We start from the raw sequence: 15,565 nt of genomic DNA on the forward strand, positions 1-15,565 counted from the left end.
GTCTATTGAAGAATGAGCTGTCGCGGTCCATACAACACCCGCAGGGGGGCATCGTTTCTCGCCGCTACGACAGTAATCGTGTTTTGGTTTTGAAAGATCGTCAGGTCCCTCGTTTCTCCATAGACCGCGAATCCGGAAGTGGCCGCATCCACGGCGTCGAAGCCGGTTTCGGTGCGTAGCAACAGGTTCCCGTAAGAAGCGTCGAAGCGGCCCACCGAGGGCATATTATCGTGGAAGTTTCCGGCCGCGAAGACGTCCGTTCGACCGTCGCCGTTCACGTCGGCGGTGGTAAAGGCATGAATGGGAGCGTACTGCGCTTCCTGGGGCAAGGCGTGGAAGGTGTAGTTCCCCCCGCCTTCATTGAGCAGGTATCCCGACACGAAGGTTTCCACTTCCCGGATCTCGGCCGCCGCTCGTTGGTGCTCGGGCATCATTTCCGGGAAGGTATGCTCCGCGTATTCGGCGTAGGTGGGGTACTGCAGGCGAATGGTCGGTAACTGCTCCTTGAGCTCGTTGAGGCCGGGGTAAATCCATTCCTTCCCGTGGCGGTAGTACGTCAGGATGGGATCGACGGTGAGGTTGCGGTCGAAATCCTGCAAATACAACCGTAGCGGTTCCTCTACGGAAGCCGTGAGGCTGGAATTCAAACCCCGGTTACCGAGCAACAAGTCATCGTCGCCGTCGCCATCGAGGTCGGCGGGGTGGACGGTATTCCACCAGCCCGACGTGCCCGGCAAGGCCCGTTTCGTAAACATACCATCACCTGCGAGGTCCAGAAAGGTGACGGGCATCCAGTGGCCAACCACCGCGAGCGATCGTTCTTTCGCCAGCCAGGTCGCGTCCGTCACCATGCCGAGGCCACGCAGCGATGCGGTCCGGTCGGTGGTATCCACGGAAAACCGCCCCCGCCCGTCGTTCACCAGGACGTAGCTGTCCGGTGAAACACCGTACTTGCCCACCATCGAGCGGGTGCCGACGAAGAGATCGGGAAAATGATCGCCGTTGAAGTCAGCGGCCACCACGCAGGAGGCGTTGGCTTGCAGGTTGGGAACGGCGGCAGGGGCCAGCGTGAAACCGCCTTCGCCATCGTTGCGGTAGAGGCGGTCCTGGAACAGGGATTCGTGTACAAGCTGCCCACCACCGCTTGCTACGTATAGGTCAAGATCGCCGTCACCGTCAGCGTCGAGGAATACTGGTTGGGCATCTTCGTAGAGGGTATCCCGGCGGAACGCTTTCTGGGGGGAAGGGGTGAAGCGGGGCGTTCCGTCCGGGCCGGCGGCCTGTAGGTATAGTTGTCCGCTCTGTCCGAAGGCCCCGCCAACGTAGAGATCGATGAGGCCATCACCGTTCACGTCCCCCTCCGCCATACGCGGGCCTTCGACGGACAATTTGTGGGGCAGCAGTCGCTCGAAGTTGAAGTCCACATGGGCATTCTCCCGGTGCTGAAAGTCCAGGCCCGATTCGTCCGTAATGTCCCGGAAGGCTACCGGTAGGGTGGGCGGACTGGCCGAAGGTTCGCGGGCGTCAGCGTAGTCCAATCGCAAGCTTTGCGCGACCGGGACGTTTGACAGTTCCTGGATCTTGCCATCGGGCCAGGTCACGGTCAGTTTCGGGATATCGGTCAGCGTTCCACTGCCCAGGATCATCACCGGGTCTACGGAGGAGAGCCATCCCCGTCCGGGGTTTTGCTCCTGTACGATCTTGCCCCACGGCACCTCCAGTTCGACCCGCGCGCCGATTCCAAAGGGATTGCCCACGGGGCCGGCGAGGGTTAGGCTCAGTGAGTTGTTTTCCGTGGTTTCCGCGGTCCGGTTTCGGTAGACGGTTGCCTCGTCGTTGAGGTTGTTGACGACGAGGTCGAGGTCGCCGTCGCCGTCGAGATCGCCGTAGGCGGCACCCATCGAGTAGCCCACCCGGTCCAGTCCCCAGGCTTCCGAAGTATTCTCGAAGGTAAGATCGCCCCGGTTGCGGTAGGCGTAATTGGGGGCGGCCCCGTCCGGCATACGCTGGACCATCTCCAGGGAGGAGACCGTCTGCTGGACCTCGTCGTCGTAGGTGAAATTGATGTAGTCCAGGTCGATGGGGCGCTTCACGATTCCGTTGGCGACGAATATGTCCTTCCACCCGTCGTTGTCCAGGTCGGTCAGCAGCCCCGCCCAGCTCCAGTCGGTGGCGTGAATGCCTGCCAGTTGTCCGACTTCGCTGAACTGCACATTATCCGCGAACAGGTTGCCGCGGTTCACCTGCAGCATGTTCCGGGGCGACTGGTAGAAGTAACCGAAGTTCAGTTTGTAGTCGTAGATATTGTAGGGGTCGGGGCCGGCAGACTTCTTGCGGATCACCTCGTCTTCCGGCATCATGTCGAGGGTCAGGATATCCAACCGCCCGTCGTTGTTGACATCGGCGATGTCGTTGCCCATGGAGAAGGTGCTGCTGTGGCCGAGGGTCCCCATGACGTCTTCACGGAAAGTGCCGTCGCAGTTGTTGTAGTAGACGTAATCGTTCTCGTGGAAGTCGTTGGACACGTAAATATCCGGGCAGCCGTTTTGGTCGATGTCTCCGATGCCCACGGCCAGCCCGTAGCCGGTAGCGCCTCCGTAGATGCCGGCGGAGTCGCTCACGTCGACGAAAACACCGTTGTCGTTACGAAACAACCGGTCGCCGGCGAGCGGATCACGTTTATTCCGTTGGCCGGCGTGAATGTACACGTCGGGGTTGTGGACCGAGTGGTTGAGCTGATAGAGGTCGAGGTCCCCGTCCAGATCGTAATCGAAAAAGGCCGCCTGCTGGGAGTAGCTTTCCAGGTCCAGCCCGAACGCGGCGGCGCGGTCCGTAAAGGTGCCGTCGCCGTTATTGATGAAGAGTTGGTTCGTCCCGTCGAAGCCCCGGTAGCGGGCCACCTGGCTTACGTAGAGGTCGAGGTAGCCATCGCCGTTCACGTCTGCCATGACGACCCCGGTCTTCCAGTGCCGCTCGCCGGTCGTCCCCGCTACCCCGGCAGCTTCGGTGATGTCCTGAAAGCGGAAATCGCCGAGGTTGCGGTAGAGGCGGTTCGCCAGTTGGTTGGAGGTGAAGTAGATGTCCGCAAGGCCGTCGTTGTCGATATCCCCGATGGCCACGCCCCCGCCGTTGTGGGCGTAGAGGTACTGGTTGATGTTCAGGTCTTCGCTCTCCGTGAGGTGATTGGCGAAATCGATACCGGTCTCCGCGGGCGGCATCTCGGTGAACAACGGACGCTCCTCCCGGCACCCGGTAAACCAGGCCAGACCGAGGGCCAGGAGCCAAAGGGAGGGGTATGGGTTCGCGGCGTAGGTCACGGTTGGAGTAGTTGGAAGAGTTGTACGGGCCGGTCGTTGCGGGCCACCAGTAGATAGCGACCGCCCGCCAGCCGAATCGGAACGATGTCGCGGACCTGTCCGTCCAGTTCCCATCCGCTTTCCCGGGCGGTAGCCACGGTAAAGCTTCCGTCTCCCGCGCCCACCAGCAGGGTGCCCCGGCTGGCATCGTACCGGCCCATCTCGGGTTTGACCGCGTACAGATTGCCCCCCAGCACCACGTCGGGTATATCGTCTCCCGTAAAATCGGTCACGTAGACGGCCATCGTTGGCGCCAGCTGGGCCTCCCGGGGCAGGGGCTGGAAGCGGAAGCGGGAGCCTTCGTTCAGGAATACCCCGCTTTCCAGGGTAGTCACCCGCAAGTGGATCGCCTCGTCCAGGTCCTCGGCGGCGAAAAGCGCTCCGATCCGCTGCTTCTGGTAGGTAGCGTATTTGAGGTACTCCTTTTTCAGGGACGGCAAGCTTGCCGTCAAGTCGTGGAGCAGGGCCACCGGGTAGGACGTATCCCCGTTGTAGGCGGTGATGATCTGTTCCACGGTGCCGTTGCGGTCGAAGTCGTAGACGTAGCATTCGACCGGACGCCGGGCGGATGCGCGGAAGCGGGAATTCAGACCGTGATTACCCACGATGAGGTCCTGGTCGCCGTCGCCGTCCAGGTCGGCCACGCTGATGGCGTTCCACCATCCCGTATAGTCCGTCAATCCGTAGGCTTCGGTCCGGTCGGCCAGGCCGTCGTCGGTTTGGATAAAGATCCGTGGAGCCATCCATTCTCCGACGACGATCAGGTCCTGACGGTCGTCTCCGTTGATATCCGTCCAGGCCGCGTCGCGGATCAGGCCGATGGCGGACAGGCCGGGCGCGAGTTCCTCCGTCCGGTCGGTAAAGGTTCCCGTGCCGTCATTTTCCAGCAGGTAGCCATTTTGGGGAACGCCGTAGTGCCGGTCCCGCAGGCGAACGCCCACGAAGAGATCGACGTCCCCGTCCCCGTCAAAATCCTGCGGCGCTACGCAGGAGGTACTCTCGAAGCGCCGCGTGGGGTAAATCGCCGGTGCCTTGAAAAACCGGCCTCGCCCGTCGTTGAAGTATAGACGATCGGCTAGGGCGGAGGAACTGGCGGCGTACTCATTGCCCCCGCTGACCACGTAGAGGTCCAGATCTCCGTCTCCGTCGGCGTCGAACAGGGCGGCGTCGACGTCCTCACTCCGGGCGTCCTCCAGCAGGGCGGGTTGGGATAGCGGCCGGAAGGCCCCGTCGGCCGACTGGGCGAACAACTGGCCGGGTCGGTCGCGCGCGCCGCCGATGAAAATGTCTTCCCGTCCGTCACCCGTCACGTCACCGACCGCCAGACGGGGCCCTTCGGTAGAAAGCATGTGGTAGAGTAGCCGGTCTTTATCGAAATCGTTAAAGTCGTTTTCCTCGTGGGCGATACCGGCTTGTCCCCCCACTTTGGCTTCGAGGAACAACGGTTGAGCAAGTCCGGCCCAGACCTGGCCCGCGTACAGGTCGGTGGCTGGCGACTCGGAACCGGCGGGCTCCCGAACCGTAAGCAGGGTATCCACGGGGACGTCGGTAAGCAAACTTTGGGCACCCGACGGCCAGTCAATCGTGAGGCTGTCGATACGGTCTGCTGCGCCCAGTCCCAGGAAGAGTACCGGCTCTACGGAGGACTGAAAGCCCCGTACGGGCATCTGCTCCGCCGAGGTGATGCCGGTTCCGGATTTGGCCGTCACCTGCGCCCCGACGCCCTGGGTGTTCCTTCCACCACCTTCCAGGCGGAGCTTCAGATAGTGGCGGTCGGGAAAGTGGCGCTCGGCGTTGTTGCGGTAGAGGAAGGCGGGCATGTTGACGTTGTTGACTACTAGGTCCAAATCGCCGTCGTTATCCAGATCTCCGAATGCCGCGCCGTTGGAAAAGCCGGCCTGGTGCAGCCCCCACTGCTCCGTGCTGTCGTGGAAACGGAGGCCCTCCTGGCCGGAAAATAGGACGTTCGCGATGGGCTGGGACGGGATCATTTCGATCAGCTTCTCGTAGTTCACCCCGTCTTCGGTGCGCAGGCTCCGGGCGACGATATCGTTGGAGATGTAGCGGAGGTAATCCTGGTTGAGGATGTCCTGGTAGATGCCGTTGGTGACGTAGAGGTCCGACCGGCCGTCTTTGTCCAGGTCGGCAAACAGCGCGCTCCAGCTCCAGTCGGTGGCCTCGACGCCGGCCAGGCGACCCACTTCGCTGAAGCCGAATTCGCCGGGGTGGTCGGCACCCGTATTCCGGTGGAGCATGTTACGGGTAAACTGGTGGTGGTAATCGTAGCGGACGTTGTGCCGGTACTTGTCCCAGTTCTCGAAGGTCATGGAGGTTTTCAATCGCCCTTCATCGCTGGGCAGCATTTCGGTAACGAAGAGTTCGGGGTAGCCGTCCCCCGTCAGGTCCGCCGCGTCCACGCCCATGGAGGCCATACTGATGGACTCGGCTTTGTCGACGAGGGTTTCCGCGAAGGTGCCGTCGCCCCGGTTCATGTACAGGTAATCCCGCTCGAAAAAGTCGTTGCAGACGTAGATGTCCGGCCATCCGTCGCGGTCGAAGTCGGTCACCCGCACGCCCAGCCCGAAGGCGATGGTGCTGCCGTAGATCCCGGCCTCCTCACTCACGTCGCGAAAGGTGCCCCCATCGTTGCGGTACAGCTTATGGCCGCCGACGGAATCGCGTACGTAGCGGTCGTTGCGCCGCAGGTCGAAGGAACCGATGGCGCGAAAGGAATTGTTGAGCAGGTAGGCATCCAGGTCGCCGTCGCGGTCGTAATCGAAGAAGGCCGCCTGGGTGGAATAGCCGCGATCGGCCAGGCCGTAAGCCCCGGCCCGCTCCGTGAAGGTGCCGTCGCCGTTGTTGACGAACAGTTCGTTGCTGCGGTCATCACCGTCTACGTCGCCGGAGTTGCAGACGTAGATGTCGAGCCACCCGTCTCCGTTGATGTCCACCATGCTCGTGCCGGTAGACCAGGCCTGAGTGCCGGTCACGCCGACCGACTCCGCTATTTCCTCGAAACGGAGATTGCCCAGGTTGCGGTAGAGCCGGTTCGGACCCATATTGGCGGTGCAGTAGATGTCCGGTAGCCCGTCGCCGTCGATGTCCCCGATGGCTACCCCCCCGCCGTTATAAAAGTTACGGTAGGTGTAGATATTGAAAGCCTTGGTGTTCTCTACGCGGTTGTAAAAGTCAAAGCCGGTAGCCTCCGCCGGCAGCAGGCTGAACAGCCGGGAGGCGTCCGCTTCCCGCCGCGGGGGATCGGGGGTGCAGGCACCGGCCGCCAGGAGCAGGGCGGCTACGATCGTGGCGAGGGCACTATAGTTCATGGCCGGCGGTTTGCGGAGCCAGATTGACGAACCAGAGATTTACCAGGTAGGGGTCCAGGTCCTTCCATACGGTCAGCCGGCGGTTACCGGTCACTTTGGCGTACACCTCGCCCCGGCCGGGTACGGGACTCTCGATCCGCAAAAAGCCGGGGCCGTATTGCTCGTCCATCAGCCCCAGTACGTCCTGCAGCAGGCTATCCTGGTGGAAGGGGCGGGCTTCGGAAAAGGCAACCGTATCGGCGTAGTATATGGCGGCCTCCAGCTTGGTGATTACGTTGCCCTCGAAGGTGGGAAAGTAATTGATGTAGGCGGGATGCGCCAAGCCGTCCGGCAGGGCGGCCAGCAACCAGGATCCGCTCTTCAGCCCGCCCTCGCTGGTCTTTCCCGCCAGGTGTAACGCCATGCAGTGGATGCGGAATTCCTCGAACGACATGCCGAAGTACAGGTCTCCGGGCAGGCTGTCGTAGCGAACGCCCGAGGCTAATTCGCTGGCCTGCCAGTCCTGGAATTGCCGGGCCGGGCTATCCCGGCAGCCGGTAAAGCAGCTACCGGCCAGGCACGCTATACAGAGGGAAAGCAAATACTTGATCACGGCGCTTTTTTTAGTACGACGGGCGCATCGGCGTAGCGGGTAGTGACGATCAAGCGACGGCTTCCGACCTTGACCGGTTGGAAATCCCGCACCTCGCCGTCCAGATGGATACCGGAACGGAGCGCCGATACCGGCATGAACGACCCGTCGCCGTTTCCGTGCAGGAACAGGCCACGGCCCGCGTCGTAGATGCCGACCTCGGGTTTGGCCCAGTGAAAATTCCCACCGAGGAGCAGGTCGATGGTACCGTCGCCGTCGAAATCCTCCGCCAGCGCGGCGAAGATCGGAGCCAGCTGCGCCTCCTTCGGCAGAGCCAGGGGCCGAAAAACGCCATTGTCGTTCAGGTAACACACCGACTCGGTGGTCACGGCCCGCAACTTGGTAGCGGTTTCCAGCTGCTCCGACGGGAGTATGTCCTCGACGCCCTGGCGGCGATAGTTGCGGAAATAGAGGTACTTCTTGCGCAGTTGGGGCAGTTGGCTCACCAGGTCGGTCCGCATAACGAGCGGATAAGCCCCCCCGTCGTGGTAAGTAGTCAGGAGGTGCTCGATCTTGCCGTTGCCGTCAAAGTCGCCGGTGTACAGCCGGGCCGGGGCATCGGGGGTAGCGCGAATGCGGGTGTTCAGCCCCCAGTTTCCGGCGATGAGATCCGGATCGCCGTCCTGGTCCACGTCGGTCACCGCCAGCGCATTCCAGAAACCGTTCGTCTCCCCGAGCCCGGCGGCTGCCGACACTTCGGTCAGCGTACCCCCGTCGTTGGCGAATAGCCGCAGGGGCATCCAGTCGCCGGCGACGAGCAGGTCCGGATCGCCGTCCCCGTCGTAATCCAGCCATTCGGCGACGGTCACCATGCCGAGATCGACGAGGTCGGGCGCGCGGTCGCGGCTTTCGTCCTCGAAGTTTCCCGCGCCGTCGTTAAACAGCAGGTAACCGGCGGGCGGCTCCCCGTACTGGAAGGCCATGGCCCGTACGCCTACGAAGAGGTCGGTGTCGCCGTCGCCGTCCACGTCGGCCGCCCGGACGCAGGCGCTGTTTTCGTAGCGCCAGCTGGGTAGTTCCTGGGGGTCGCGGTGAAAATTTCCGTCTCCGTCGTTGCGGTAAAGCCGGTCGAGGAGCAGGGTCGACGTGGAAGGGAACTGGTTGCCGCCGCTGGAGACGTACAGGTCCGGATCGCCGTCGCCGTCGGCGTCAAAGAATACCGCGTCGCTGCTTTCCGCCGCCGCGTCGCGGGTGAAAGCCGGCTGTTCGGACGGTGCAAAGGTGCCGTCGGGCCGCTGGAGATAGAGCCGGTCGGCCTGCCCTTCCCCTCCGCAAAGGAAGAGGTCGTCCCGGCCGTCCCCGTTCACGTCGCCGCTGCAACTCCGCGGCGTGCCGGTGCGTACCATATGGAAAAGCATCGGGTCGCGGTCGAAATCCACGAACTCCGTTCCCCGGTGCGCGAAGTCGATCCCGGCGTTTCCGTTCTGGCGGGCAAACAGCGGTTCTGGAGCAGACGAAGGATCCGGCGGGTTGGGGTGGCGATCCGTCGAATCGTAGGTTACCGTCAGTAGCTGGTTCGCGGCTACGTCGGTGAGGGTGCGGACCGTCAGGTCGGGCCAGCGGATCACCACCGAATCGAGCCTTTCAATCGCTCCCAGGCCGAAATGGGCACGGGCGTCCACGCACGACTGATACCCGCGCATCGGCGCGATCTCCTGGTACCACTGTTGGTTGCCGGCGTAGAGACTTATTTGGGCGCCGAGCGCAGGAGAAAGCATGGGCCCCCTTGCGTCGATCGTAAGGTAGTGGCTTGCCGGGTCCAGTTCGTCCGTCCGGTTTCGGTAGAGGAAGGGGGGCATGTTGACGTTGTTGACCACGAGGTCCAGATCGCCGTCGTTATCCAGATCGCCGTAGGCGGAGCCGTTGGAGAAGCCGGGGCAGTCGAGCCCCCAGGCCGGAGCGGCGTCCACGAAGCGCAGGTCGCCCATGTTTTTGAAGGCGACGTTCGCCAGGGGCGTACTCGGCATGCTATCGATCAACGCTTCGAGGTAGGCGCCCTTCTGCTCCAGAATGCGTTTGGCGGTAGCCGGGTCGGCGTAGAAGTTGAGGTAATCCAGGTCGATCAGATCCTTATAGATGCCGTTGGCGACGTAGATGTCCTTTGCCCCGTCGTTGTCCAGGTCCGCGATCAGGGCACCCCAGCTCCAGTCGGTCGCGCTGGTGCCGGCGTAGCGGCCGATCTCGCCGAAGGTGACAGACTGGCTATCGGGGGTGGCGTAGCCCCGGTTCCATTGCAGGACGTTCCGGGGAAACTGCCGGTGGTAGCCCGTCCGTTCGTTGGATTGGTATTTGTTCCAGCTTTCGAAGAGGGTCTTCGTTTTGAGGCGCCCTTCGTCGCGGGGGAGCATCTCGGTGACGAAGATTTCCGGGAAGCCGTCACCGTTCAGGTCGGCCATGTCCGCACCCATGGAGCCGAGGCTGATCTCGCCGATCGTCGCTTCCAGGCTTTCGGTGAAGGTGCCGTCGCGATCGTTGAGGTAGAGGTAGTCCCGCTCGAAGAAGTCGTTGGACACGAAGATGTCCGGCCATCCGTCCCGGTTCACGTCACCGATGGTGACGCCCAGTCCGAAGCCGATGGCGCTGCCGTAGATGCCCGCCGCCTCGCTCACGTCGGTGAAGCCGCCACCGTCGGGGCCCGGTGGACCGTCGTTACGGTACAGTTTGTTGCCGCCGTGAGGATCCCGTAGCTCGCGTTGGTCGGGGCGGAGGTCGTAGGCCCCCACCGACCGCAAGGAGTTATTCAGGAGGTAGAGGTCCAGATCGCCGTCCTTGTCGTAGTCGAAAAAGGCGCCGTGGGTGGACAGGCCGAGGTCGTCCACCTTCCATTCCGCGGCGGCTTCCACGAAGGTGGGCAGTCCGGTGGCCGGGTCGTTTACGCCCTGGTTGATAAAGAGCTCGTTGTGGCGGTTGTCGCCCTCGGGCCGGCCGGATTTGCAGACGTAGATATCGATCCAACCGTCGCCGTTGACGTCGGCCAGGCTCACGCCGGTCGACCAGACGCCGGGGCTGCCGAGGCCGGCCCGTTCCGTGATATCCTCGAAGTGAAAATCACCCCGGTTCAGGTACACCCGATTATCGACCATATTGCCACAGAAGAAGAGATCGACGAGCCCGTCGTTGTTGAGGTCACCAATACCTACACCAGCACCATTGTAGAAATTGCGGTAGGTGTAGGTATTAAAGGCCTCGGTGTGCTCCAGGTCGTTCCGAAAATCGATATTCGTTCGCTCCGGCGGCAATAGCGTGAACCGCGTATCGGTAGTGCCGGGGCAAAGATCGACGGAAGGGGGTGGGTCTGCACAGGCGGTGAACAGTAAGCCCAGCAGCATAGCGGCTATACTCCGGGAAGCATATACGGTGCCGCGATGAATCAATAGCCGGGGTTTTGCGTCAAATTCGGGTTTGCGTTCAGTTGACCCTGGGGGATGGGGAATAGCAGCTTTTCTTCACTGGAAGCATTCTTCTCCCACCAGTTGCCGGTAAAGCGATCGAAGCGGATCATGGTCGGCCGGCTGTGGGCTTCGAAAGCAAGCTCCCGCTGAATCTCGTCGTAGAGCTCGTCTTCGGTCAGCGGGTCGATGGCCTCCAGGCCGGCGCGCTCCCGCACCTGCCGCACCAGCTCTACGGCTTCGGCGTCGCCGTTGTCCATCCGCCACAGGGCCTCGGCGCGCATGAGCAGGATATCGGCGTAGCGGAAGATCGGGAAGTCGTTCTGCTGGGCGAGGGCCAGGCCGAAGTCAAAGGCAAACTTGCCGATACGGGCTCCCGACTGGCTGAAGGCCCGGGGGGTTAGCTCGTTGATCTCCGGCGTGAAGATGAGGGGGGCTCCGTCGGGTTCGGGGTTGCCGTCGGAGTCCACTTCGGTCTCGCCGTTGGGGTCCAGTAGCGGGTTGCCGGCGGCGTCGTACTGCTGTCCTACGATAAACATCTCCTTGCGGCTGTCAGTCTCGTCGAAGGTGTTGTAAAACTCTTCCAGGGCGACGAAGCCGTTCCAGGGTCCCGTAGTGAAGTTGTAGGTTTCGCGGTTCAGGGGGTGGAGCGTCCGCATGTGCATGTTAAAGCCGGTGTTGCCGCCCGACTTTTCGTACGGAATTACGAAGATATTCTCGCGGGAGGTACGGTTTTCCGGTTCGAAATTGTCGAAGTAGTTCTCCTCCAGTACGTAGGGGCCGTCGTCGATAATGCGGGAGGCGGTGGCGGCGGCCATTTCCCACTGGGGGGTGCCGGTATAGGTTTCCGCGTTGAGGTAGACCTTGGTGAGGAGCGCCAGGGCACCCCAGCGGGTCATGCGGCCGTAGTAGGCACCGCCGGAAGCGTCCGACAGCATGCCGGAGTCGAGAACGTCGTTGAGCTCGCTGACGATGAACTGGTAGACTTCGGCGCGGGGCGCGCGTTCGGGATTGGGCGTTCCTTGCAGGAAGGAGGTCTCCAGGGGGACATCGCCAAAGAGGTCGATCATCAACCAGTAGTAGAGCGCCCGCAGCGACCGCATCTCGATGATGGCTTCCTCCGAGCCCCCTAATTCGGACAACTCGTCGATCGTCCGGTTACAGGCGGCGATGCCGCTGAATCCGAGGTTCCAGGAGTTGTTGAAAACGAAGAAGGTGGATTCCCATTCGTGGCGGTGCAGCCGGGCCCAGACGCCGCCGTCGTCCCAGGGGCCGAATTTGGCCGGGGCGGCACTGGTCTCGGTCGATAGCTCCTGGGATGGCCAGATGGCATCGTTCACGTACAGGTTGAGGTTGGTATAGTTCTGCAACAGCGCGCCCAGGACGGCGTCGTCCGAAGTGAACTGCGTTTCCGGCGTCAGGTCGCTGTAGATCTCCGGTTCGAGGTCCGTACAGGATACGAGCAGGACCGGTAGCAGGGCGGGGAAAAATTTATATAGTTTCATCTTAACGTTTCGCTTCGTTGATTAAAGGCCGACTTTGACGCCGATGGTGTAGGAGCGGGACCGGAAGTAGTTGTTTCGGTACTCCACGCCGGGGTAAAGGGCATCTCCGATACGCGGTTCCGGGTCGACGCCGGTGTAGCTGGAGATCACGATGGGGTTTTGGGTGGCTACGTACACCCGCAGTTGCCGGAAGCTGGAATTCCCCAGGTCGAAGTTGTAGCCGAGCGCCGCGTTATCGAGTTTGACGTAGTCGGCTTTCTCCACGTAGTAGTCGGACCATTCTTCGTTGCCGACCATGTCCGGCAGGTAGAAGTCGGTGATTACCAGGTTGTAGTTGTTGACGTTGTCGGGCACCTCGTAGTAGGCACGGCTGATGTTGGCGATACTGTGACCGAAAGCACCCCGGAAGGTGGCACTGAAGTCGAAGTTGCCGAAGGTCAGGGAGTTGTTCCAGGCCAGCTCGAAATCGGGCAGGGCGTTGCCCACGATCGGCCAGTCGTTGAAGCGTTCGATCGCTCCGTTGCCGTCCAGGTCCGTCAGCTCCTCGTACTGGCGGTTACCGTCCGCGTCCAGGCCCAGGAAGCGGGGTGCCTGAATCTGGCCCAGTTCCTCGCCGACCGCGGCCCGGATGACGTTGGTGCCGTTCAAGCCCGGGGGGCCGGGGTTGCCGCCGAAGAACACCTGGCTGTCTTCGTTCAGGGAGATGATGGTCGTCTTGTTGGTCGAAAACGTGATGCCGGTGGTGTAGGCCAGCGCCTCCTGGTTGATGACGTTGTAGTCTACCACCAGTTCCAGGCCCTTACTTTCCAGTTCGCCGAGGTTAAGCAGGGTGGAACCGAAGAAGTTGGGCGGCTGGCTCACGGGCTGGTTGAACAGCAGGTCGGTGGAGTTGCGGGTGTAGGCGTCGATGGAGCCCGTCAGGCGGTAATCGAAAAGGGCGAAGTCGATGCCGATGTTGGTCTCCGCTTTCTGTTCCCATTTTAGGTCCGGGTTCGGGTTGCTGGCGTAGTTGAACAGGCGAATGTTGCGCTCGGCGTTGCCGTCATTGAAGGGAATGGTGCCGGCGTTGCTCAGCAGTACGCGGTAGGCGTAGAACGGAGTGGGCAGGTTGCCGGTCACGCCGTAGCCGGCCCGCAGTTTGAGGCGATCCATCGGTATGTTGAGGGCCTTGGCGAGGTCGACGCCGGCGCTAAGTGAATAGAAATTACCCCAGCGGTTGTTGGCGCCGAAGCGGGAGGATCCCTCCCGACGGTAGGCCGCCGTAAAACTGTAGGTGTCCTCGAAGCTCACGAGGGCGCGGCCGAAAAAGGAAGCCAGTAGCGACTGGCCCTTGCCGCTGTCGAAGCCGCGCCGGGTCACGTCCTCGGAGTTAATACCGAGCCCGAAATCGAGGTTGTTGTAGCCCAGTTCATCGGTGATGAAGCCGGTATTGAACACGTTAAAGTTCTCGGTGATCAGCTCCTGGTAGGTGTACCCGCCGACGATGTTGAGGTCCACGCGGCCGACGCGCTTTTTGTAGGAGCCCGTAAGTTCGAAGAGGGAATTCTGCTCGTCGAGGGAGTTGCGGTCCGCCCGGCCCTGTAGCCCGTCGAAGCCGCCAAAGCGCTGGGCCGAGGTGGCGTAGGCGCCGTAGATCTCACTCCGGTACTGCAGGGAGTAGAAGGCGGACGCCGTCAATCCCTCCAGCAGCTCGTAATCAGCCCGGATGCTGCCGAGCATGGTCTTGTACTTGCCTTCGCGGGTGTTCTCTTCCATGATGGCAACGGGGTTGTGGAACTCCGTGGTATTTGGCTCCAGGTAGCCGAGCTCAGGGTCGTTGTCCACGTACACCGGGGCGGTCGGGTTGGAGATGAGGGCGAATCCCAACGCCTCGTAGGGCACGAAGGAAGCGTTGCGGATGTTCACCGAGACGTTGCCGGTGAAGTTCAGTCGACTGTCCAGTACCGAGTGATTTAGGTTCAGTCGGGTGTTGAACTGGTTAAAGCCGCTGTTGCGGGCGATGCCCTCCTGGTCGCGGTAGTTGACCGACAGCCGGTAGCTGGATTCCGCGGAGCTGCCGTTGAGGGCCAGGTTGTAGGTCTGGGAAACGCCGGTACGGGTCACCAGGTCCAGCCAATCGGTGTCGTAGCCAAGGTCCGTGCCGCCCTCTTCCACGAAGCGCTCGGCACTGGCGATCGGTACGCTGCGGGCAATTTCGTCGATCGTTCCGTAGGCGTCGAAGGTTACCCCGCGCGTTCCCTCCCGGCCTTTTTTGGTGGTGACGATGATCACCCCGGAAGAGCCGCGGGAGCCGTAGATGGCCGCGGCCGATCCGTCCTTCAGTACGTCGATCGAGGCAATGTCGTTGGGGTCCACCAGTTCCAGGTTGCCGCCCTGCACGCCGTCGATGATGATGAGCGGGGAGGCATTGGCACCGAAGGTGGACAATCCGCGCAGGCGGACGGCGAATCCCCCGTTGGGGTCGCTGCCCGAACGGTTGATGGACAGGCCCGCGACCTTACCCTGCAGGAATTGCAGGGGGTTGTTGACGTTGCCCTTGTTGAACTGGGCTTCGTCGATGCTCGCCACCGAGCTGGTCACCTGCTGCCGCTCCGTGGTGCCGTAGCCGATCACCACCACCTCGTTCAGGTTGGTGGAGGTGTTGCCGAGCGTCACGTCGATGGTCGTGCGGTTCTGGACCGGGATTTCCTCGGTGCCGAAGCCGACGTAACTGAAGATCAGCACCGCATCGGGCGGTACGGAAAGGCTGTAGCTGCCGTCCAGGTCGGTGACCGTGCCGCTAGCCGAGGCGTTGTCCTTTTCGAAGACACTGACGCCAACGAGGGCTTCCCCGTTACCGTCGGTGACCGTGCCGCTCACCTCGACGGTCTGCGCGCGGCCCGTAACCGAGAGCAGGAGGAAAAACCCGAACGATAGCAGGTGAGGGAGGGAAAAGCAGGAGACGGAAGCGCCCGGGAGGGCGCGCGTTGATTTAGTTTTTTGCATGAGTGAGGACTAAAAGGGGAAGTATGATGTGTGAAAATAACACTTATAATTTCACAAATACAAATTTTTGATCCGGCAATACCGTAAAATTTTGTGTGGGTATTGCCGGGTATTCACGAATGATCGGGGTTTTGAAGTTACCGCGAATTTTGCATAAATCCACCGGGGGCGTCGTGCTCCTAGTGGGGAGGCAAACGGTGCATTCGTCGCAGTTTGGAAGGATTAGGTAGGGCGAAGTCTTCGGGTTCGGCCACCCCGCGCGCTTCGCGGTGCAGGAAGTTCGGCAGCGGATTCTCGTGTCCGATTGGCGTTGACTCCCGCGCTCCGGCGCCCAAATTCTGCATTCCGCTACGGGAATCCTTACCTTCCGCAG

At 61.9% G+C, this 15,565-nt stretch carries 6 protein-coding genes; all 6 read right to left on the reverse strand.

Annotated features, from left to right (window positions below; all coding sequences use genetic code 11):
• Positions 1–2: 2 nt before the first annotated feature.
• From CLV84_RS03405 to CLV84_RS03430, 6 genes are read right to left on the reverse strand one after another with little or no spacing between them, the layout of a single operon-like run.
• Positions 3–3,317 carry a VCBS repeat-containing protein gene (locus tag CLV84_RS03405; protein WP_170067550.1) on the reverse strand — a complete coding sequence of 1,105 codons (3,315 nt, stop codon included), beginning with the start codon at positions 3,315–3,317 and terminating at the stop codon, positions 3–5.
• Entirely contained in the window at positions 3,314–6,682 is a 3,369-nt protein-coding gene (locus CLV84_RS03410) for a VCBS repeat-containing protein (RefSeq protein WP_104418330.1), read from the reverse strand. The genes CLV84_RS03405 and CLV84_RS03410 overlap by 4 nt, the downstream gene beginning before the upstream one ends.
• Positions 6,672–7,274, reverse strand: coding sequence for a hypothetical protein (locus CLV84_RS03415; RefSeq protein ID WP_104418331.1), 603 nt, complete (start codon positions 7,272–7,274; stop codon positions 6,672–6,674). The genes CLV84_RS03410 and CLV84_RS03415 overlap by 11 nt, the downstream gene beginning before the upstream one ends.
• Positions 7,271–10,642 carry a VCBS repeat-containing protein gene (locus tag CLV84_RS03420; protein ID WP_104418332.1) on the reverse strand — a complete coding sequence of 1,124 codons (3,372 nt, stop codon included), beginning with the start codon at positions 10,640–10,642 and terminating at the stop codon, positions 7,271–7,273. The genes CLV84_RS03415 and CLV84_RS03420 overlap by 4 nt, the downstream gene beginning before the upstream one ends.
• Positions 10,643–10,683: 41 nt before the next feature.
• On the reverse strand, positions 10,684–12,207 hold the full coding sequence (locus CLV84_RS03425; protein WP_104418333.1) for a RagB/SusD family nutrient uptake outer membrane protein: 1,524 nt from the start codon (positions 12,205–12,207) through the stop codon (positions 10,684–10,686).
• Between the two features lie 21 nt (positions 12,208–12,228).
• Entirely contained in the window at positions 12,229–15,192 is a 2,964-nt protein-coding gene (locus tag CLV84_RS03430; RefSeq protein WP_104418334.1) for a SusC/RagA family TonB-linked outer membrane protein, read from the reverse strand.
• Positions 15,193–15,565: the final 373 nt, after the last annotated feature.

This window comes from Neolewinella xylanilytica, from assembly GCF_002934605.1.
In the GTDB taxonomy this organism is placed as follows: Bacteria; Bacteroidota; Bacteroidia; order Chitinophagales; family Saprospiraceae; genus Neolewinella; species Neolewinella xylanilytica.

Bases quoted from the DNA above. Each gene is read 5' to 3' on its own strand.
- CLV84_RS03420 (WP_104418332.1), bottom strand. From the start codon at position 10,642: ATGCTGCTGGGCTTACTGTTCACCGCCTGTGCAGACCCACCCCCTTCC.
- CLV84_RS03410 (WP_104418330.1), bottom strand. From the start codon at position 6,682: ATGAACTATAGTGCCCTCGCCACGATCGTAGCCGCCCTGCTCCTGGCG.
- CLV84_RS03430 (WP_104418334.1), bottom strand. From the start codon at position 15,192: ATGCAAAAAACTAAATCAACGCGCGCCCTCCCGGGCGCTTCCGTCTCC.
- CLV84_RS03425 (WP_104418333.1), bottom strand. From the start codon at position 12,207: ATGAAACTATATAAATTTTTCCCCGCCCTGCTACCGGTCCTGCTCGTA.